Origin of the sequence: Acaryochloris sp. IP29b_bin.148 (genome assembly GCF_028285565.1) — a bacterium.
In the GTDB taxonomy this organism is placed as follows: Bacteria; Cyanobacteriota; Cyanobacteriia; order Thermosynechococcales; family Thermosynechococcaceae; genus Acaryochloris.
Window position 1 is genome coordinate 1 of record NZ_JANQOY010000230.1, and the last position, 20,847, is coordinate 20,847.

The window sequence follows — 20,847 nt, forward strand, 5'->3', positions numbered from 1 at the left end:
CGTAAGTGATGAGACAGCCAAAGAAATTGATAAGGAAGTCAAGGGTATTGTCGAAACGGCTCACCAAGAAGCCCTGAGTATTCTCAAGGAGAATAAGGAACTGCTGGAGACGATTTCGGAGCAGTTGCTGGAGTCGGAGGTGATTGAGGGCGCTTCCCTCAGAGACTTGCTGGCGAAGGTGAATCCTGAAACTCATGTGCAGAACACTGAAGAGCCTGTGGCAGTTTAATTCGTGACGGTTTAACCCGGATCAAGATCACTTTTTTGTAAGCCTCCTGATCCATAGGAGGCTTTTTTTCTGCACACTTTGGCTAGGAATAACAGAGGGGTGCGTTCCCCAAAAATGGGAAGGACGTGCCGAAATTAAAGATCCTACAGACAAAAAAAATAACCCCGGCGGGGTTATCGGTGTAAGGAGTGGTACAAGACGCAAATTGCGCTTATCTAAGTTACGTCCCATTAAAAAGGATGGGAGTGAAGATAGGGTGAAGCTTGTGAGTCTGACACTTTAAGTTTGGCGATGCAGGGTGGAAGCAGGGCCTATTGTAATTGTTGCCGGAGCTGATGGCTGAGCCAATCAACCATCAGACTCAAGGCGACAAAACAACTCAAGGTCCCCATGACCGCAACGCTATCAAAACTACTGAGTTGCTCACTCAGCAGGCGTCCTAGTCCCCCAGCCCCCACTAATCCCACAATAATGGTTTCCCGCATGCTGACTTCCCAGCGATAACAGGAATAGGCTAAAAATCGAGGCAGCGTCATCGGTAACACGCCGTAGAGCAACACCGAAGGATTGGGAGCCCCATGAGACTGTAAGGCCAGAAGGGGCTTTTGATCCAGGTTCTCATTCACCTCTGCCATTAACCGCCCCAATATCCCGAGATTATGGATGCCAAGCGAGATCGCACCCGGTAGTATCCCCGGAAACACAATAAACAATACAATTAAGGCCCAAATCGGTGCAGGGATCGATCGACACAGCAACAAAAACAGCCGCGCCACCCCCACCAGCAGCCAAGCCACTCCTTGTTGCGCCCAACTAACCGGCTGCGGCAAAAAGAGTCCGCCTGGCAGAAAGAAATTGGCCGCTGTGCCAAAGGACAACACGATGCCCCCCGCCCCTGCCCCCAGGATGGCTAACAGCGACATGCTGAGAGTTTGTAACGACAATCCCAGTAACTGGGGCCATGCCTGTAGACCAAAAGATAATGGCCACACGCCAACCATCAACTGCTGACCGTTTCGCCACGTTTGAGCTGCCATCAGTTGAGTCAGATCGGAACCAATATACAACCAGCTCCAAAGGACTAGCATCAACAGCCCCCCTAAACTCAGGCTGAAGAGTAGCACCGTCGATCGGGGCGTTCTTTGTGGTGGAATATATCCCGGTGGCGGACTCGCAGTAGGGTTGAGGTGTAAATCAATGCGGGTCTGGCAGCCCAGACGATGACGACACCTAGCACTGCACCAGTCAATGCTTCCGTTCAGAATGACTAAGGCATAAATAAAGGTCCAGACCTGCTCATAGCGGAGCGACTGTAAACTCAAGAAAATTTCATGGCCCAGCCCCCCAACACCGATTAAGCCCAGCGTTGCCGCCGATCGCAGGGAACATTCAAAGCGATAAAAGCTATAGGACAGTAAATTTTTACTGGCCGACGGCAGTAACCCGTAGAGTAAGGCATTGAAGGGCCGTCCTCCGCCTTGCAGGATCGCCTGGAACGACTGCCTGGGCGTGTCGTCGAGGATATCGCCAAACACCTTAGCGACAATGGCGCTGTAGGGAATGGTAATGGCTGCGATCGCAGTTAGCGGATCCAGCCCCCAGAGATTAATAAAGAAGAGTCCCCATAACATTTCATGAATGGCACGAGGCACCACCAGCACCCGTCTAAGCCCTTGTCCTAAACCAGCAAGCACCGACCATCCATAGACCTGCTGCCCCACTTCTGAAATCAGAATGCTACCGATAAACCCCAAGCAGAGACTCAGGGTTGTCCCGCAAATCGCATAGGCAAGGGTGGTTAACAGCGCTTGCCCAGCAGTGATCAATAAAGAAAGATGCAGATCAGGGGCCAGACTGGCTTGCCAAAAGGCAAAGAACTGGGGCCATCCGCTAGGATTCCAGAGGCTGGCTGCCGACAGCCAAGCGCCACCGGCGGCTAGACTCACAAAGGGCAACCATAGCCACCGGCTGACCGCTAATCTTGAGGCGATACCCATCTCAGCCCACTGTGCTCAACCCCGGATACAGGGCTATTAACTCAATCTCACTTAGCACTAGCATGCTTGAGATTGAGCCTCCTATACCGTTAATCAACACTGCCAATCATCACAAAAAAGAAGCCCTCATGCTGAGTTAAATCCGTTTTCAGGTCAGCAGTAGGGCCGTAGACGCAGTTAGGAGGTATCTTGACTTACAAGTTAGCGACACTAATCAGGAAACCGTAGATCTCTTAACGAAGTCTTCAGAGTTGATTGTGCAGCACCCTCCATATTTAATATACCTTCACGCTTCTTTCTGTTGGCCAGAGAATTGAGATCGACCCTTGTTAAAATCAGCTCATGACCTAACTCAGCGTTGACCCGGAGGTCTGCATCCTCTGCCCAGCAATGGTCAACACCAGCATCGACCCTCTCTAGCCCTACTACCAACTTCTACCGTGAATCCTATCCTTCTGATCGCAGCTATCCTGATTTCTTGGCTTGTCTTTACTTGGCTGTTGCGTGTGGTCAAAACAACGCTCAAAACGGCCGTTTTAATCGCCATAATTGTTTTAGGATTGCAGGTGATCGTGGGCGTTGGCCCCAGTCAAGTCTTGCAAGCCATTATGGATTTACCCCAACTGGTCCAAGACTGGTTTAGCAGTCAATCTTAGGGTGATGGCGATGACTCACGTCCAGCATTTACTCAAAATTCCTACTCAGGGCAAATCCTTCCATAACATTACCCGTCAGGTGCAATCAGTCGTGGCCGAGTCAGGACTCACCATGGGGCTATGCACCCTATTTTTGCGCCACACCTCCGCCAGCTTGGTGATTCAAGAAAATGCGGATCCTGATGTACTGCGGGACCTGGAGACGTTTTTATCGCAAATTGTCCCGGAAGGACCACACTATCGCCACAGTACGGAGGGACCGGACGATATGCCTGCCCATATTCGCACGGCTTTAACCCATACCTCAGAATATATTCCGATTCACCAAGGACGCTTAGCCACGGGGATTTGGCAAGGTATTTATGTGTGGGAGCATCGCCAACACGGGTCGAATCGAGAAGTGATTGTTCATCTATCCGGGGAATAGGCTCCCTGGCGACGCCAGGTTATCCAATCCGGGCAGCCCTCAACATCAATATTGAAGGTTGGAGCCGAAGCTGGCAGCATGCACATCAAATGCATTGTCCAAGTACTCGAAGACTATCCTGCCAGCTTTTAGATCTGGACAGCCAGACGAAGACTACATCAATCTAAATATTTCTTTACAATGAAAGCTGTAACGCTATCATTCTCGTCATCATGCCCCTGTTTTCTCTTTCTGGGCAACAGCCCACCACCTTAGGACTCAAGAAGAATCAACTCACGCCTTGCCCGAACACGCCCAACTGTGTTTGTAGCCAAGATCCCGATCCGGGGCATCAGATCGATCCGCTCACCTTTACAGGCTCTCCTAAAGAGGCCTTTGCTCAACTCAAATCTATTTTGGCAGAGACCAAGAATGCCGAGATCATTAACGAAACTCGTAACTATATCTATGCGGAGTTCACCAGCAGCTTGCTCGGTTTTGTGGATGATGTGGAATTCTATTTGGATGGTCGGGCTAAGGTGATTCAGGTGCGTTCAGCATCCCGCTTAGGTCAGTCTGATTTAGGGGCCAATCGATCTCGCATCAATGGCATTCGCAAAAAGCTAAAGGCTTAAGTGGGTGCGATCGCAACGCTCTATTTTCTAACCAGATCTCTAGCCAGAAAAGGCATCGGGGAATGCCCGCCAGACTTGATCAATAAACTGTCGAAGGGCCTGGTGGGCTTTGCGATCGCGTTCCGATACGGCCTGCGGATCGGCTTCGTCCTGCGATTTATCGCTATACATTTGCATCAGTAGAGGCAACACTTCATCATCAAGGGCGGGCCGAAAAAACTGTGATGGCCACACCAGATCGGAACAATTCTGGAGCCGATAGGCAAATAAGCCTTGGGCTGGGCTAGGTGCCTCTTCAGAACTTTGAGTGGTTAGTTGCAAAAAGAGAGGGCGCACCCACGTACGCTGACGAGCGACAATCGCCTGAATCACCTCAGCATACAGATAGCTGCCCTGGTGCTCTAAACAGACAATTTCATAGGTTGTCGCATGGGGGGGAGAGCGATCAATCATGGAGCAGAGGGTTGCGATCAGATGTCTATAGTTTATCCCTGAGATCGAACCACCGACTAGGGGGATTCCCGACAAGAAACACACTATGCGACAGTAGATCCAAGATTTCTCTGTTTGAGGACCCGTATGACCTCCAGTATTGTTGCAGCATTCCTGTATGGCTTGTTCACGCTCTTAGGCGGAATTATGGGCTATATCAAAAGCCATAGCAAAATTTCTTTAATATCAGGCTGTTTCTCTGGCATATTGCTGTTATCTGGTGCCCTTGCCGCCTTGAGGGGAAATGCATGGGGACTCACCATGGCCATGATTGTGACGGCCCTTTTGGTGATTGTGTTTATCGTCCGATGGTTTAAAACTCGTAAAGTGATGCCTGCCGGATTAATGGTCGGGCTCGGAGGGATTGCTTTGGTCGTTATGGTTATGGGTAGATAATCACTGCCTAAAATGCCAACTATTCTCCTAAACAATCCTGTAGCAGAGTGTTGAAAATTCTGCTACAGGATAAATCTACTGATTGGGAGTGTTCACGTCCCCCAAATTAAAGAGAAATGGAATGCTGTTGTTGCCTTTGCCATCCATCACCAACACCTTAGGCATTTGGGCACCGCCTTCACGCCAGGCTGCGATCGCTTCTTTTTGGAGCACTAACTTACCGCCTTGGCTTTTTAGGGTTTCAGCTAGGAGGCGCTGGGCTTCGGCTTTACCTTTGGCGCGATTGATTTCCGCTTGGGCCTGGGCTTCCGCTTTCTTCGCTTCAAAAATCGCTTGTTTGGCCTGTTGTTCGGCAATTTGCTTGGCTTCAACTGCCTCATTAAATTTAGGGCTAAAGCTGAGATTCTCAATGGCACTACCTTCGAAGTTAATGCCAAATTTGGATAGGCGCTTAGACATCCCTTCATCAAAGGCCTTACGGAGTTGTTCACGCTTGGTAATGGCTTCTTCCGCCGTATATTGAGCACTGGACGCTTTAAAGGCCTCTTGCGTTAGGGATCTCACCTTCGCTTTGACTTGAGGCATGGTGCCGATGCGGGTCCGAGTGGTGGTGAGCGGACCTGGATCAACCGTATAGAAAACCGTTAACTCGGCGGTGAGGTCTTGTAAATCTTTGGTTGCTGCTGCTGCTGGGAACTGCTCTTCTTGGATATTGGCCTCATAGACATCAATCCCACAGAACAAAGGGCACTTTAAGTTCAGGCCACTTTGGGCCATTGATCCTTTTTGGACTTTACCTAAAAACTTGTAAACACCAATTTGGGTCGGTCCCAAAATTTGAAAGGTATTGACTCCAATCAGGGCAACAAACAGTCCTAATCCGGTTTTCCAGTTCAACCAACCTACATAATTTCTGACATTATTCATTTCAATGATCTCCAATGAACCGTTCCGCTTCAAAAGCTGAACTCATCCAATCCACGCTTACGAATGAGCGTTGATATCTGTTGATAAGCAGGGAAAAGATCCTTAGCTATGCCTATTCGGCCCCAACTAGGCGTTAATCTGCGCTTAGAAAAGGCTTTGATTCAAATCCTGAAAGCTTGGCAACGACGGTATTGGGGAATCCTTGCAGTTGCTGCTGGTAGCTTTGTACCGCCTGGTTGTATCGCATTCGTTCTACGGCCAGCCGGTTTTCCGTGCCAGTGATTTCGTACTGGAGGTTGATATAAAGCTGGCTGGATTTTAGAGCCGAATGTTTCAGGGCATAGGTTTGAAACTGATCAATCGCCTGATCGATTTTTGTAATTGCATCCTGCTGCTGTTCAAGGTTGTCCGCTTCTAAGTAGGCTTGTCGGGCCTCAGTGAGCGTTGTGACCAGGGTGCTTTCATGGGTGGTGTAGGCTTGAGTAACCTTAACCAATTGAGGAATTAAATCTGCTCGTCGCTGACGTTGATTCTCGACTTGCGCCCAAGCAGCTTCTACTTGAATTCGATGATTGGTAATTGCATTATATGTAGCAATGTGCCACCCTATACCCCCTATTATAGCAATAGAGCTTATAAGTAGCCACTTTCTCATCCCTTGTCTTATATTCTGCCTTTTTGTTAGTTTTTTGGTGTTTTGAGCCTGAACCTCGGCAATCGCTTGAGGAATATACTCGGCTGGAATGCCCGCTTCTGCTGCGGCCATTTCCAGCTCTGCTCTGGAGTAATGTTCTAGGTCCGCAGAGGCGTATTGAGAGGCTAGCTCAAAAATTGCAGGAGCATCACTGGCTGGAATCGTTCGCTTTTTAGGATTCATTGTCTTCACCTCTCAAACAATTGTGAGTTACCAGCCTCCTCCAGCTCCACCTCCGCCACTGCTACCACCGCCAAATCCTCCCCCGCCGCCGCCGCTACCGCCGCCGCCACCAAATCCACCACCACCGTAGCCACCGTAAGTGCCATAGCTACTCGCTCCACTGGTGCTACTAGAGCGGGACGGGACAGGCTTTAGACGAGGGGTTTTCTCTTGATATTTTTTGAAGAGTCCACAACAGACACACATTTGCGTAATCAATTGCTTCCCACAGTCTTGTTCTGTTGCTTCTTCCAACGTTTCAGTAGAGTGTCGAATCGTATATTCTTTACAGTCAGAACACTCTCGAAAAGAGATTGGATTCCAAATATAAGCACGAATATGAATGGAATCTGCGGCCTTGGCACAAGAATGGGTACATTGCCAACCGACAAACTTAACACTCCCCATTTTTTGTGCAGTTTGCTCAATGGTGGTGAGGTGGGACGAGAGGACGTCAGCATCCACCTTTCTGAGGCTTTTTTGGCAGTACATACAGCGGGGAGGTGTAAAGCCCAAATCGTTGCTATATTCTTCCCGGGAGACGCGGGAGCGTTTCCCAGGTCTCAAGAGAGTTCCTTTTTTCTTTTTGATTAGAAAACCCAACCCTCCTGCTAACCCTCCACAGCCTAAGACCCACAATATCCAAGACAAATCAGGGCTGTTAGGAGACGGATTGGGAATCTGTGGTTGAGTGTTGGTTGGATTTAAGGCAACGGAGCTAGACGCATCAGCACTGAGATGGCTGACTAGCAGTTGAGTCCCTGCTAAGGTTCCTTGATCAAAATTACCTGACTTAAATTTGGGGAGAATCTGTTGATCAATAATCTGTCCCACTTTGGCATCAGGCAAAATGGCTTCCACCCCATAGCCCGTTTCAATCTCGACGCGACGGTCACCTTTGGAAATCAAGAATAAGACGCCATTATTCTCCGCTTGTTTACCGATGCCCCAATGGTTGAATAGGCTGGTTGCAAAAGCTTTAGGTGAAGCTGAGGGGGCCGTATTGGCAACGGTAACAACGGCAATTTCACTGCCATTCTTGGCCTCTAGATCAGTAATCAGCTGATTGAGTTGGGCTTCTGTTTGGGAGCTGAGGACATTAGCCATATCAGTCACCCAGCCTCCGTTTTGTTGTCGAGGGTTGGGGACTTGTTTATAAGGCACGGCCCAAGTGTTTAGGGGCAGAGCTACAACGGCAACCCCTAACCCAACTCCAATGCCTTTGTAAATACTGAGATAGGTCGTTTTCATTCTGGACGCTCCTGAACTAGACAAAAAGTTAAAGATCCCCCAAAAAGACTCAAAGCGATTTACAAATCTCCGCCATCACCCCTACTATTGCCTCCGCTCAAATCACCCGCATCGCTATAGTGGTTAGTACCACTAGGGCTATCTATACCTTGGTGATAGCTACCATGCCTAAGGTTACTTCTGCCAGTGAGACTCATCTTCACCCGTCTGATGATGCCAATGGCAAAACCTAAGAAAAAGACGGATGGAATCCAGTGCCAAGGATGTCTTGTGGACGATGGGGGAGTGCGGCGCGCAGGGGGTGAGGATTGGGCAATGGCAGATCGGGGATGAGATGCTTGCTGCGCCTTGAAAGGTACGTGAGTTGTGAACAAATTAGACCCCAAGGATCCAGATGGTGCTAAGGCCGAATTTAAGCTGATTGCCCGTGGCCAGGTTTTTGTCTGACTCCGCTGATGCGGTTTGGGGGGTTCCTCGATAGCTAAAGTGGGGGTGGGGAAGACCGACGGGGAGCCAACGACCATTGCAATGCCAGTGCCAATTCCAATTACATGGCCAGTTCTAAAACCGATTGTTTTCATATCGAATACTCGTGAAATAAAGTGAGGGCAAGGTTCCCTCAGTAGCGGCACAGCGGTGTTTGAACGCAGAGAAAGATGTTGGAGGAACGGGCTCAATTTCCCTGTTGTGCTCCCTTATAGAGGAATTGAGCTGGCTTGGAGACGGGCTTACCAATCTCCGCCGTCGCCACCCCTGTCACTGCTACCCCCGCCAAAATCGCTACTATCGCTATAGTTCCCATAATCGCTATGGGTGCTGGAATCGCTACTACTGTCATGGCTAAAAAAATCAAACCAGCTACTGTCGTTACTCCTTTGATTGCCACTGGACGTATGGGTGAGAAATCGCCAAACAATAAAGCCGCTAAAGCTCACAAAAATAATCATCCACATCCAATCAAAAGAACGGTTGGTTGATGAGCGGGGTTGGCCACGGGACGAGTTTGATGTCACTGCCATTGATCGCTCAAAGGGCAGATAGGACAAGGGTGGTGTGGGTGTTCTGGGGATAACAGTGGGTTGGGCCAAACCCGTGGCTGAGATTTTGAACGTTGGGGTAAGGGCTGAATCATAAACCATAGCGACATCCGCTTTCTGAACCGCCTCTGCGACTGGATCCAGTTGAAGTGGAGAGGGAACTTCCGGGTGGATGGTTGCTGTAGCAGCGAAGGGAGCGGCTGCAATGGCAGCGACGATTCCAGTACTAACCATTGTGTGGATTGTAGATTTCATAAGGAAATCCTCTGGTAACGGCAACAAACAAAACAGTTCTTAAGACTGTTGTCGCTGAAAAGTGAGTAAATTATTTTGACTGGTTGGACCCATATTCTGACGGTAGGCTTGCTCGTATTGGGCAACTATGTCTGTGGGGTGAAATAAGGTTTCTACATGGTGGCGACAGTCGGCCCGATTGAGCTGGAGGGCTGCTGGAATTTTCTCAACAAACTCATTAATCGTGGAACAGATAAATCCAGATTTTCCATCTGCTATTACTTCGGGAACTACCCCACAGTTCATGCCAATAACGGGGGTGCCACAGGCCATCGATTCCAGCATCACTAGGCCAAAGGGTTCATCCCAAATAATGGGAAAAACGGTGACGGCTGCCTTGGCTAGCAGATCTGCTTTTTGGGCATGATTGACGTCTCCCAGATACTGAATGTGCTGCCCCTCAATGTGAGGTTTGATCTGATGTTCGAAAAAGTCTTGCTCGGAAGGGTCAATTTCACCTGACATTTTTAGAGGTAACCCGGCATGTTGGGCAATTGCGATCGCAAACTGCGGACCAGTCTCTGGAGCCATCCGCCCAATAAAGGCAATGTAAGGCGGAGTCTGGCATTCAGCTACGAAGGGATATCGAAATAAGTCAATGGTGTTGTGAATCGTATCACTGTAATTGAGGTGGGGCATCGTTTGTTTCTGGGCTTCGCTAATGTTGATCACAGGAAGTTGAGGACAGGGTGCAGAAAGTGGGGGCTGATATCCTCGCTGGACTAGACCATCTGTCCGCACGTTGAGGACATGTTCAATACCGCTATGTCGGGGTGAGACGCTATGACATAGCGCTGCCACCTGGGCAATATGGCGGGTTTTCGTTTTGAGGTGAGGGGGCATACATCGCTCCTCTTGATGCGATAGGGAAGGGATTGAAAGGTGGGTGTATAACGTTATGGAATGCTTTTTCAATCTCTTTCTCACATAAGATATCTCTTTTATGTGAGATTTGTCAACAGCTTTTCTCACATAAGACTACTCTAGTGAATTTTGAATAGAGCCATCATCATTCCCAGCGTATGGATAGCTAGCCTTGTAAGCCTAAATCTAGGGGCATAGACTTACACGATCTCCTTTAAAGACCTAAACATAAAGGAGATAAAGGGATGCTCACATAGTTGAGATCTATCTCACATAAAAGTTGTGAATTAGAGATAGAATGAGAAAGATCATTATTTATGTGAGTTTATTGGAGTGATTCCTCCAGAATTCTTGAGTGACTTAGCCACTCAACAGGGTGTATCCAAATCTGAATTAGCGGCCCTCAAACTTGGACTAGCCGGATATTCCACCGCTGATATTGGCGAACAGCTTGGAATTAGTGGGGATGCAGCCCGCAAACGTCTCAGTGAGGTCTATCAGAAATTTGGGATTGCTGGTCGAGGTCCCGTTAAACTCACAAAGCTGCAACAACTTCTAGTGACACGTTACCAAGAAGCCCTTGAAAAGGGAACGGCTGTAAAAGCTGCCGAGCCAGAGCAGGTAGATTGGGGTAATGCCCCCGATGTATCCGTGTTTTATGGTCGTACTGCAGAGTTAGAACAACTAGAGCGATGGATTATCCAAGATCGGTATCGCTTACTGGCGCTTTATGGGATTTCTGGGATTGGCAAAACAACCTTGTCCGTTAAATTAACGCAACGACTGCAGCCTCACTTTGAGAAAATTTTTTGGCGGTCGCTGTACTATGCCCCTTTACTACAAGATTTACTCACTGAACTGACGACTTTTCTCCACGGTTCACCATTAGCCCCTGCTCTGGTGACGGTCTCTGAGCAAATGGATTGGGTCCTAGATTATCTCCAGCACCATCGATGTCTCGTTGTCTTGAACGGTTTAGAATCCTTTAGTCGCAAGGGCGACTTGGCGGGGAGTTACCAACCGAATTACGAAAACTACAGTCAATTGATTCATTTGGTGGGAACAGTGCCCCATCAAAGCTGTGTGGTGACAACGAGTCAAGAGAAACTCAGTGAGGTCGCTTATCTAGAGGGCCAAACCTTGCCAGTGGGGTCTTTTAAGTTGCGGGGATTGGAATTAGAGCAAGCGAAAGCGATCCTCCAAAACAAGGGATTGACGGGAGAAGATAAATGGCAATATCTAGTGGATGGGTATCGGGGCAATCCGATGATGCTGAAGCTGGTCGCCGAAACCATCAAGGAAGTCTTTGGTGGCAATGTTGGTGACTTTTTAGATACCAGCTTATTCACCAGAGATATTCACAATTTTATCGAGCGAATTTTTGACCGGGTTTCAGATTTAGAACGACGAATTTTATATATCCTTGCGGAGCAAAGTGACGGGTCAAGTTTTAAGCAACTGCAAACCCAACTCTCTAGCATCAATGCTCAAGATCTAATGAGTGCCCTCTCCTCCCTTCGCCAGCGGTCCTTGATTGAACATGTGGATCAAGGGTTTATCCTGCCGCCAGTGATCAAAGAGGTCACCCAACAAATTATGGTGTCTGAAGCCTAATTGATAGATGGTGTATTGTCCCAATCCCAAGTGCAAACAGCGGCAAAATCCTGTAACGACAGAGATTTGTCAAAATTGCCAGACACCATTAATTGTGAACCAGAACTACCGTCTGATTCGGCCTTTAGTGAACCTGGAGCGATCGGGCAACACTGAAGTGTTTGAAATTGAGGATCTGCGTTGTACGCATCCGTCGGAGCCAACACCGAAAGTGCTGAAGCTTCTTAAGTACAATGGCGGCGATCTAGAGCGGTTGTTCAAGCAAGAGGCGATCTATCTCCAAAGCCTGGATCATCCGGCAATTCCCAAAATTGATCCTCAAGACCGGGCAGGCGAGGGTTATTTTTCAGTTGTGGAGCCAGCCACGCGTCGAGAAATCCATTATTTCGTGATGGAGAAGGTCGAAGGGAAAAATCTACGGGACTGGCTACAGGATCAACCGCCAATTGATAATGCCACTCTTCTGAAGTGGCTCCGGGAATTGCTGACTATTTTGGACTATCTGCATGCCCAAAATATTTGGCATCGTGATATTAAACCCTCCAATATCATGTTGCGACCGGATGGACAGTTGGTTCTGATTGACTTTGGCGCAGTCAAACAAGTTCGGCCTCGACCTGAAGAAGCTGGCGACATTCCCCCTCGACCCGATATAACGGTTACCGATACCTGTGTGTTTGCGGCGGGATACACACCCCCAGAACAAATGGATGGGAGAACGGTGCAGCAGTCCGATTTTTTCGCTTTGGGGCGTAGCTGTGTGCATTTACTCACCCAAATTCCGCCCTACAATCTGCGGGTTGATGATGGTGGACAATTAGTCTGGCGAGAAAAGGTCCCCGATGTTTCGGTGGTGCTTGCCGATTGGGTTGATCAATTAATGTCTCCGCTGGTTCGAGATCGTCCTCAAACTGCAGCTGAGGTCTTGAAATACATTCAACCAGAAAACCTTGTTTCCCCTCCCCAGGCTCAAAATTTATCTGAAGGAGAGACTTCGCCGGGGTCTTTCCCTTGGGGCTCCTTGCTGAACCTGATTCTGTTCTCCATCCTGCTCATTAGTGGCTTGTTGTGGTGGCAAGCCCATGAAAATAGCCAACCAGCTGAGGAGACAAATCAACAGGTACAGCGCCATCTTCCATCCTTAGGATTATGAAGGGGGATTCAGTAGTTGGTCGGTTTCTGCAGTGGCTTTTTTCATGATTTCCTCGACGGCCTGATCAGAGGTGTCGGGATTAAGAGCTTGGCTGAGAGCCGTTTGTAAGATTTCTGAGGCTTGATCATATTCTGGAATGCGAGGTCGATAAATGACCTTGGTGATCGCCTCCTGGACCTCAGGGGATCCTTGTTTGAGCACGGCTTTATGACTGGGAATAAATTGAGTGGCTTGGGTAAATTGGCGCTGGGATTTCTCACTGGTGAAAAATCGAATGGCTCGCCAGGCTTGATCAGAATGCTGTGTTTTTTTGGCAATCCCTAACCCCCAACTGCCATTGCAAGGGCCACCTGAATGCCCCTGGACCTGTAGTTGCATCGGTACTGATTTAACGGTTTTGTCTTCAGCCAGAAAAAACCTTGCTCTGGGCCAGTGGCGCAGAAACATGCTTTTACCCCTCTTAAATTGAGCAAGGGATTCTGCTTCGCTATAGGTGAGGACGCTGGTGGGAGAGACCTTATTTTTTAAGGTGTTGCGTAGAAACTGAACGGCCTGAAGAGCCTCGGGTTGATCGAGTCCGACCTGGCGGGTTTGCTCATCAATCCAGTACCCTCCATGTCCTGCCAGAATTTCGACAAAGGTGGCAATCTTGCCTTCGTACTGATCCCCTTGCCATAGAAAGCCCCATTCCACTAGCTGCTTTTGTTTGAGGGTTTGGGAGATTTTCATTAAGTCAGTAAAGGTCTGGGGCGGTTGCGGGTAGCCAGCCTGGGCGAGTAAATCTGAGCGGTAGTAGAGCATGCCCATATCGGACCGTAAGGGAATGCGATAGGACTTGCCGAAGTATTCTCCATCCCTGATGGATTGAGGGGTAAATTGAGATCGCATCTCCTTTCCAAACCGCCCCGACAGATCTTGCAAACAGCCGCGAACCGCAAATTCAGGTACCCAAATCACATCAATATAAACCAGGTCAGGAGACCCCTGGGGCAAACAAGTCCCTTCCTTGAGCTGCTTAGATAAATACCCTCCTAGATTCTTCGTGGTCGTCAGACGAATTTTGGTTTTGGGATGTTTAGCTTCAAATTGTTGGATTAGGGGCTTCCACGCTTGCGCTTCATCTTCCGGGACGAGCAAGGTCAGTACCACCGGAGGCCAGGTGAGATAGAGCAGCCCTAGTGCCAATACCTGCAATGCTGCAATACCTAACCAAAAACGCCTTGCCATGAACCTACTGCTCAGTGATTGCCAAAAAGAGAAAATCGCAATTCCTGTCCATATTCAGGATCTCATAATGAAACACTATCTCTGCTTCTCTGACTTGCAGGTTAGTCAAAGGACGATTCTGTCCGGCAACACCCCTCTTTGAGAGTTTTGTCACTGCTTGACCGAAACTCCAGATATCTTAGGATTCAGAGGCGCGTCGCCAAATCACGGATAAATTATTGGCAGGCATGGCTACCGTTCGCTGTAGAGTCAATCCATTTTCAGCCGCAACCTTCTCCACATCATCCAGTTGACGAATGCCCCATGCCGGATTTCGACTCCTCAGGGATTGATCAAAGGCAAGATTACTCAGAGCTGTAGGTTGATCCTGTTGGATAAAAGGACCATAGACATACAGCAATCCTTGCGGCGGCAGCAGACGAGCAGCCCCTGCCATTAATCCCTCTGTGGTTTGCCAAGGGGAAATATGAATCATATTGATATTCACAATGGCGATGACTTCAGAGTCTGCAAAGCCATCATGCTCTAAAGCCTGGACAACAGCCTCAGACCAATTGGGTGTGCCCACATCTACAGCAATAGGCTCATAAAAATTGGCAAGATCAGTATGATGTCGCCAAGCTGCGATGCTCTTAAGCTGAGGTTGAGATTGATCACTGGGTAGCCAGCCGAGATGGGGCAACTGCTGAGCAAAAAACGCCGCATGTTCCCCAGTTCCACTGGCAATTTCTAGCACAAGTCCCTGTCTTGGCAGCTCTTGTTCGAGAACAGCCAAGATCGGATGGCAGTTGCGCTGGAATGCAGGAGCATACTGCCGCTGATCCAAATTGGACATGATTTTAGGTGGCCTTGGGCACTTTGGTTAGTCGTGTACGTCTTCAGTTCTACATCACGGCTGTCGGATTACCCAGCTCTAAAATTGTCACAATTTCCACGAAGCTCCATGATATTGACTGCTACGATAGCTTAAAAGAAAAAATATTTAATAATATTTTTATCCATCTCTCTCTTTGTTCACCCTCAAGTCTTGGTTCAATTTACCCATGTCTACCACAAAACACTCTATTAGGCGTTTGGCCAGCATTGCGCTTTGTGCCGGTTCTCTAGCCGTTGGCGTTCCTTTAATCAGCCAGGCACAAACCAACCCCGGTTTTAGCTTTATATGGGGTGATGGCCCTTCCCAAAAGCAGCAGTTGGGCTATGTTCTGTCCTACGGTACGCCAAAACATTTAAGCGATCGCTGGCGACTTAAAATCAAACGCCAGAGTGTGGCAATTGATCGAATTAATATTACCTACCCAGACTACTTTGATGGCAAATTCAAAGAGAAGAAGATTGAACTGCGACATGCCCCCAAAAGTCGGCTGTTTAATCTGAAGAAGGGAAAAGATATTCCAATAGATTCTGTCACAGTAGATCCTGACAACGGAGTCATTGAGATCATCCCCACTGAAGTGATTCCAGCTGATACTGCCATAGAAGTGGTTGCATCTAATGTCAGAAATCCCAAATCCGGTGGAACTTACTTCTTTAATTGTCGAATTTCTTCTCCTGGGGACGTCGGCCTGATGCAATATATCGGTACCTGGGTAGTCAGTATTTATCGGAATTAAGACATTAAAATTGGCTCTTTACTGAACACCGCCCACTATCGTGAGCGGTGAGTTGCCCCCTTCTGCCAAACATCACTTTTTATCAGAAAGGGGGAGATTTATGTTAGAAAAAATTGTGACAATTCTTTAACTGTCCTGGCTCATAAACACAGGCCGACCATCTCTTTATAGAGTTATGACAGACTAAGAAAACCCGTTTCATGTCAAAACGAGTTTTATAATCTTGTATTTAACGTTTTTTGGCCATATATTGGCTTGAGATACTGCTGTGTCACCATCAGCAAATATTAAAACAATAGAGTCCCGAATTTCATATCCCTTCACTTCTATTATCTATAGCTTAGGCCGGTCGCTAGTCTTGCCCGCCTATTTTGGCACTATTACAGTTACAGGTATGGAGCATTTTCCACAACAAGGACCTGTTGTGCTTGCCCCTACACATCGTTCTCGTTGGGACGGCATTATGATGGGCTACGCCTTTGGGCGCCCCGCCATTGGCCGTGATCCCCGTTTTATGGTCACTGTCAACGAAATGCATGGATTTCAAGGGTGGTTTATCCGACAATTTGGCGGATTCCCGATCGATCCAGATCAGCCTTCTATTGCAGCCTTGCGACATGGCATTGATTTATTACGGGCCAATCAAGTATTGGTCATCTTTCCAGAAGGAGATGTCATGCGCGATCGCAATGTGAAATATCTCAAACCTGGCCTTGCGCGCCTCGCCATTCAAGCTCAAAAAAAACAAAAAGCAGGTCCAGACATCAATATCCTGCCCGTTGCTCTTGATTATGGGTGCCCAGTTCCCAAAAAGGGTTGCAGAATTAACGTTAAGATTGGTCGCCCCCTCAACGTCGTCCACTATCAAGGCCCAGCTAAAGTAGCTGCATCAGCCTTGAGTTGTGATCTGAAAGCAGCCTTAAACCACTTAATCGATGGGTTTGCAGTCACTCCCGATCCAGAAAAGGTTACTTCTTCGCTCCATCCATAGCGCAGGTAAATACCTGCGCAGAATTCTAAGCTTGGCTGAACTCTTAGCTGGCAACCGTTGTTTTACTTCTGGGTGCATAATCCCGGTTGACCTCCAAGCGCCCTTGCGGATGCTGTAAAAGCAACAATAATGTAGCATTCGTTTGTAATTCTCGTCGCAGCAACCCTTGCAACTCTCGCTCAATATAGCCTTTGAGGCCATCCCAATCCACCGATTGATCGGCTAATTGGCTAAACTGATCCCAGCGATTGCGTAGTGCTAATTCAATCGCACTTTGTACCCACTGCTGCCATTTATCGCTGTCAATCGTAGTCACAACTCCCCGTAAATGAACTTCAGGTGCCGTTAGCAACTGCCCATCCAGCCCCACCGTTGCCGCCACGGTCACTAAGCCATCTTCCGCTAGACGCTGGCGTTCTTCTAAAACATGGGCTTTCAGAATGCCAGCTCGATCCATAAGCTCAATCCCCGCAGGCACCTTACCATCAATCTGAATAGCGTCTGGGGTTAAAGCCACCATATCTCCGTTATTGATAATCACCATATTCTCTTCTGGAATTCCCATACTTTGGGCCGTTTGGGCATGCTTAATCAACATGCGGTGTTCCCCATGCACCGGCAAGAAGAATTTAGGTCGCGTTAAGTTCAACATCAGTTTCTGATCCTCTTGGCAACCATGGCCGGAAACATGAATGCCATAACGACGACCATAAATAACGTTGGCCCCCTGCATCATCAATTGATCGATCGTATTCACCACTGAGATCGTATTACCTGGAATGGGGTTAGCAGAGAAGACAACGGTATCTCCCTGCCGAATTTGAATTTGCCGATGTTCCTTGCGAGCAATCCGAGACAAGGCTGCCATTGACTCTCCTTGCGACCCGGTGGTTAAGATCAAAATTTTGTGATCGGGTAGATTTCGAATTGCCTTTAAGGGTTCAAAGAGACTATCCGGACATTTGATATACCCTAAATTACGGGCATGGGCAATCACATTGAGCATGGAACGACCCACGACTGACACCGTCCGCCCCTGTTTTTGGGCAATATCCAAAATCATATTGATGCGATGCACCGACGAAGCAAACGTCGTCACCAATAAGCGCCCTTTTGCCTGAGCAAATACGCGCTCCAAGTTGGGATAAACAGACCGTTCAGAAGGCGTAAACCCTGGCACCTCGGAATTGGTTGAATCACTAATTAGACACAATACGCCTCGTTCGCCATGTTCAGCCAACCGCTGTAAGTCAAAATTTTCACCATCCACAGGCGTATGATCGATTTTGAAATCGCCCGTAAAAATCACCACACCAATGGGAGTATGAATGGCTACGGTAAAGCTATCAGCCATAGAGTGAGTATTACGAATAAACTCTACGAAAAAGTGAGTTCCTAAACGGACAATATCTCTAGGTGCAACGGTTTTGAGTTCTGTTTTGCCAGCCACTCCTGCCTCTTCTAGCTTCCGCTGCAGCAAGGCCATTGCTAAGCGGGGACCATGAATGACGGGAATGTCAATTTGCTTAAGATGAAATGCAATGCCTCCAATATGATCTTCATGACCATGAGTGACAATCATCCCCTTAATCTTGTGACGATTTTCGCGCAGGTAGGTCATGTCTGGCAGAACAATATTGACCCCATGCATCCCATCGGTCGGAAAAGCCAACCCGGCATCAACCAAGATGATTTCATCTTCAAATTCAAATACACAGGTATTTTTGCCAATTTCATGCAGCCCGCCCAGAGGAATAATCTTAAGGGCTGTGTTTACTTCAGTGTCCGTCATAGGTTTCCTTCAAATAAAGTCTTTATAGGTATAGATAGGCAGGGGGCAGACTAAGAGGATTGTCTGTCATCAGTACTATTGATTTTTCTAGATTGTTGAAGATGGCAGCAACGCGCCATCGCTAAAGCAGAGTCAGATCCGTTAACGTACTCTGTAATGATTGAATTAATTGCTCCGATGCATTGGGTAGAGGCAGCCTCGTAGCCCCAACCTGCCAACCTTGCAACCGCAAAGCAGCCTTAATCGGAATAGGATTAGTAGTTGCAAACAAGGCTTTGAATAAAGGCATTAACTGCAAATGAAGTGCCGTTGCCGCTTGAGGCTGTCCAGATCCAAAAGCAGCAATCATCTTTTGGAGTAACTCACCCACTAAATGGCTGGCGACACTGACCACACCAGAAGCCCCCACGGATAGGTACGGTAGCGTTAAGGAATCATCACCAGAATAGATAGCAAAGTCAGATGCCGTTAACCGGCGAATTTGGCTGACTTGATCCAGATTGCCACTCGCTTCCTTAATCGCGACAATATTGTCGATTTCTGCAAGTCGGGCCACCGTTTCCGCTTGTAAATTCTGTCCTGTGCGCCCCGGAATGTTATACAACATCAACGGGAAGTCGGGAACTGCTAAGGCAATGGCGCGAAAATGCTCATATAGGCCTTCCTGAGGGGGTTTATTATAGTATGGCACAACTAGCAAGGCACCATCTAGTCCGAGCTGAGCAGCTTGTTGGGTCGCCTCAATCGCTTCATTGGTTGAATTGGAACCCGTTCCTGCGATCACCTTGGCCTTGCCTGCCACCGCTTTATGGACGACTTGGAAGAGTTCATACTCTTCTTGCCAACTTAAGGTAGGTGATTCGCCAGTGGTCCCACACACCACCACCGTATCAGTACCATGCTCAGCCAAGTGCAGCGCCAGCTTTGTTGCCACCGGATAATTCATCTCCCCCGTCTCTGTAAAAGGGGTCACCATGGCCGTCAGGACCTGTCCAAATAATGTCACTCGTCGTCCGCTCCTATGTGGGTATTGAGGGTTAACTGGCCCATTAAACGATGAAGCTCCTACTGTAAAAGTCCTAGGCTAAATTGCTGAGTTGGCCTGCTCCACATAGGGTCGGGATCGGCGCAAAATCACTTACATTCACTCATTCATCACGACCCATTGGCTCGTGAGACAACCTACCAAAATCATGCAGATTTGGCATCAATGTGTATCATTCCTCAACGTTACTAATTTGCTGATGTTGTCAGCGTTGCACCTCGTAATAATTGTCGTTCTACCAATAGTTCTGCAATTTGTACCGCGTTTAAGGCTGCACCCTTACGAATTTGGTCACCACTTAACCACAGCTCCAAGCCATTGGGATGAGAGAGATCCTGGCGGATGCGGCCAACCAACACCTCATCTCGTCCACTAGCTTCGAGGGGCATGGGGAAATAATTGGCCTGCCAATCTTCTACCAATTTGACCCCTGGAGATTTTTCCAAAATGGATCGAGCTTGTTCCACAGCAAACGGTTGCGAGAACTCCAAGTTAATCGCCTCCGAATGTGCCCTCAATACAGGCACACGCACACAGGTCACGGATACTCTCAAGTCAGGCACATTAAAAATCTTCCGAGTTTCTTGCACCATTTTCATCTCTTCTTGGCAATACCCTTGAGTATTCAAGTCTGAATTATGAGGGAATAGATTGAAGGCCAAAGGGTAAGGAAAAATATCCGTAGGCGGGGGCTCATCGTTCAACATTGCCTGCGCTTGCAATTTTACTTCTTCCATCGCTCGTGCCCCCGCACCACTGGCTGACTGATAGGTAGAAGCGATAATCCGTTGCACGGGTTGCAGCTGATGCAAGGGCCAAACCACAACATTCATTAAAATAGTGGTGCAATTGGGGTTAGCAATAATGCCCTTGTGATGCGTGACGGCATCTGGATTCACCTCAGGCACAATCAGTGGGACCTGAGGATCCATCCGAAAGGCACTAGAGTTATCAATTACCACTGCCCCTGCAGCCACAGCTTTGGATGCCCAAGCCTTAGACACACTTCCTCCCGCAGAGGCCAGCACCAAGTCGATGTCTTGTAAGGCCGATTCGCTGACCTCTACCACCGTCAAAGGTTTCCCTTTAAAGGTTAAGGTTTGTCCAGCTGACCGAGGGGATGCTAGGAGTTTGAGCGATGATACAGGAAAATTTCGCTCTTCCAACAGGGCAATTAGCTCTGCACCCACTGCTCCCGTCGCGCCCAAAATGGCAACTCTATATGCTTGGCCCAAATTTTATCCCTCCACAATGCGGTATGTAAAAACAATTAAGGATTGATGAAATGTATACAAGTAATAATTTTTTGGTT

21 protein-coding genes and 1 pseudogene are annotated in these 20,847 nt (G+C 48.2%); 9 read left to right on the plus strand and 13 right to left on the minus strand.

The features are described 5' to 3' along the window. A pseudogene (locus tag Q0986_RS20590) lies at positions 1-229 on the plus strand (cell division protein FtsH); the annotation flags it as partial. 311 nt (positions 230-540) lie between these two features. On the opposite strand, the gene Q0986_RS20595 reads toward Q0986_RS20590, so the two are convergent. Beyond that, positions 541-2,226, minus strand: a complete 1,686-nt coding sequence (locus tag Q0986_RS20595) for an ABC transporter permease subunit (protein WP_299415078.1) — start codon at positions 2,224-2,226, stop codon at positions 541-543. 440 nt (positions 2,227-2,666) lie between these two features. Between Q0986_RS20595 and Q0986_RS20600 the strand changes: the two genes are divergently transcribed. The 3 genes from Q0986_RS20600 (at position 2,667) to Q0986_RS20610 (ending at position 3,923) form a co-directional block, all read left to right on the plus strand. After that, on the plus strand, positions 2,667-2,882 hold the full coding sequence (locus Q0986_RS20600) for a hypothetical protein (protein ID WP_299415080.1): 216 nt from the start codon (positions 2,667-2,669) through the stop codon (positions 2,880-2,882). 10 nt (positions 2,883-2,892) lie between these two features. Then, positions 2,893-3,309, plus strand: coding sequence for a secondary thiamine-phosphate synthase enzyme YjbQ (locus Q0986_RS20605; RefSeq protein WP_299415082.1), 417 nt, complete (start codon positions 2,893-2,895; stop codon positions 3,307-3,309). A gap of 212 nt (positions 3,310-3,521) precedes the next feature. Beyond that, positions 3,522-3,923 carry a DUF1499 domain-containing protein gene (locus Q0986_RS20610; protein ID WP_299415084.1) on the plus strand — a complete coding sequence of 134 codons (402 nt, stop codon included), beginning with the start codon at positions 3,522-3,524 and terminating at the stop codon, positions 3,921-3,923. Positions 3,924-3,962: 39 nt separating this feature from the next. Here Q0986_RS20610 and Q0986_RS20615 read toward each other — a convergent pair whose 3' ends face one another. Further along, positions 3,963-4,451: a hypothetical protein gene (locus tag Q0986_RS20615; RefSeq protein ID WP_299415086.1), complete on the minus strand. Its 489-nt coding sequence runs from the start codon at positions 4,449-4,451 to the stop codon at positions 3,963-3,965. A gap of 51 nt (positions 4,452-4,502) precedes the next feature. On the opposite strand from Q0986_RS20615, the gene Q0986_RS20620 reads away from it, so the two are divergent. Next, complete coding sequence (locus tag Q0986_RS20620) at positions 4,503-4,811, plus strand: TMEM14 family protein (protein ID WP_299415088.1); 309 nt, start codon at positions 4,503-4,505, stop codon at positions 4,809-4,811. A gap of 75 nt (positions 4,812-4,886) precedes the next feature. On the opposite strand, the gene Q0986_RS20625 is transcribed toward Q0986_RS20620, so the two are convergent. The 6 genes from Q0986_RS20625 to Q0986_RS20650 form a co-directional block, all read right to left on the minus strand. Further along, positions 4,887-5,738 carry a prohibitin family protein gene (locus Q0986_RS20625; RefSeq protein WP_299415090.1) on the minus strand — a complete coding sequence of 284 codons (852 nt, stop codon included), beginning with the start codon at positions 5,736-5,738 and terminating at the stop codon, positions 4,887-4,889. A 133-nt stretch (positions 5,739-5,871) separates the two neighbouring features. Next, on the minus strand, positions 5,872-6,615 hold the full coding sequence (locus Q0986_RS20630) for a LemA family protein (RefSeq protein WP_299415093.1): 744 nt from the start codon (positions 6,613-6,615) through the stop codon (positions 5,872-5,874). A gap of 27 nt (positions 6,616-6,642) precedes the next feature. After that, on the minus strand, positions 6,643-7,905 hold the full coding sequence (locus Q0986_RS20635) for a YgcG family protein (protein WP_299415094.1): 1,263 nt from the start codon (positions 7,903-7,905) through the stop codon (positions 6,643-6,645). A gap of 59 nt (positions 7,906-7,964) precedes the next feature. Further along, positions 7,965-8,486: a hypothetical protein gene (locus tag Q0986_RS20640; RefSeq protein ID WP_299415096.1), complete on the minus strand. Its 522-nt coding sequence runs from the start codon at positions 8,484-8,486 to the stop codon at positions 7,965-7,967. A 147-nt stretch (positions 8,487-8,633) separates the two neighbouring features. Then, positions 8,634-9,197: a hypothetical protein gene (locus tag Q0986_RS20645; RefSeq protein WP_299415098.1), complete on the minus strand. Its 564-nt coding sequence runs from the start codon at positions 9,195-9,197 to the stop codon at positions 8,634-8,636. 39 nt (positions 9,198-9,236) lie between these two features. Continuing rightward, entirely contained in the window at positions 9,237-10,079 is an 843-nt protein-coding gene (locus Q0986_RS20650; protein ID WP_299415100.1) for a glycosyltransferase, read from the minus strand. Positions 10,080-10,433: 354 nt separating this feature from the next. Between Q0986_RS20650 and Q0986_RS20655 the strand changes: the two genes are divergently transcribed. Beyond that, positions 10,434-11,714, plus strand: a complete 1,281-nt coding sequence (locus Q0986_RS20655; protein ID WP_299415102.1) for a LuxR family transcriptional regulator — start codon at positions 10,434-10,436, stop codon at positions 11,712-11,714. 7 nt (positions 11,715-11,721) lie between these two features. Further along, on the plus strand, positions 11,722-12,867 hold the full coding sequence (locus tag Q0986_RS20660) for a serine/threonine-protein kinase (protein WP_299415105.1): 1,146 nt from the start codon (positions 11,722-11,724) through the stop codon (positions 12,865-12,867). On the opposite strand, the gene Q0986_RS20665 is transcribed toward Q0986_RS20660, so the two are convergent. Together Q0986_RS20665 and Q0986_RS20670 are read right to left on the minus strand one after the other, a co-directional pair. After that, positions 12,862-14,094 (minus strand): extracellular solute-binding protein, encoded by a 1,233-nt coding sequence (locus Q0986_RS20665; protein WP_299415107.1) that lies wholly within the window; start codon positions 14,092-14,094, stop codon positions 12,862-12,864. The genes Q0986_RS20660 and Q0986_RS20665 overlap by 6 nt on opposite strands. 178 nt (positions 14,095-14,272) lie before the next feature. Beyond that, on the minus strand, positions 14,273-14,929 hold the full coding sequence (locus tag Q0986_RS20670; protein WP_299415108.1) for a DUF938 domain-containing protein: 657 nt from the start codon (positions 14,927-14,929) through the stop codon (positions 14,273-14,275). 208 nt (positions 14,930-15,137) lie between these two features. Between Q0986_RS20670 and Q0986_RS20675 the strand changes: the two genes are divergently transcribed. Further along, positions 15,138-15,707: a DUF2808 domain-containing protein gene (locus Q0986_RS20675; RefSeq protein WP_299415111.1), complete on the plus strand. Its 570-nt coding sequence runs from the start codon at positions 15,138-15,140 to the stop codon at positions 15,705-15,707. Positions 15,708-15,975: 268 nt separating this feature from the next. After that, positions 15,976-16,698, plus strand: a complete 723-nt coding sequence (locus Q0986_RS20680; RefSeq protein WP_299415113.1) for a lysophospholipid acyltransferase family protein — start codon at positions 15,976-15,978, stop codon at positions 16,696-16,698. 43 nt (positions 16,699-16,741) lie between these two features. On the opposite strand, the gene Q0986_RS20685 is transcribed toward Q0986_RS20680, so the two are convergent. The 3 genes from Q0986_RS20685 to Q0986_RS20695 form a co-directional block, all read right to left on the minus strand. Continuing rightward, on the minus strand, positions 16,742-18,490 hold the full coding sequence (locus Q0986_RS20685) for a ribonuclease J (RefSeq protein WP_299415115.1): 1,749 nt from the start codon (positions 18,488-18,490) through the stop codon (positions 16,742-16,744). Between the two features lie 121 nt (positions 18,491-18,611). After that, positions 18,612-19,496 (minus strand): 4-hydroxy-tetrahydrodipicolinate synthase, encoded by an 885-nt coding sequence (gene dapA, locus Q0986_RS20690; protein WP_299415117.1) that lies wholly within the window; start codon positions 19,494-19,496, stop codon positions 18,612-18,614. Positions 19,497-19,723: 227 nt separating this feature from the next. Continuing rightward, on the minus strand, positions 19,724-20,770 hold the full coding sequence (locus Q0986_RS20695; protein WP_299415119.1) for an aspartate-semialdehyde dehydrogenase: 1,047 nt from the start codon (positions 20,768-20,770) through the stop codon (positions 19,724-19,726). Positions 20,771-20,847 lie beyond the last annotated feature (77 nt).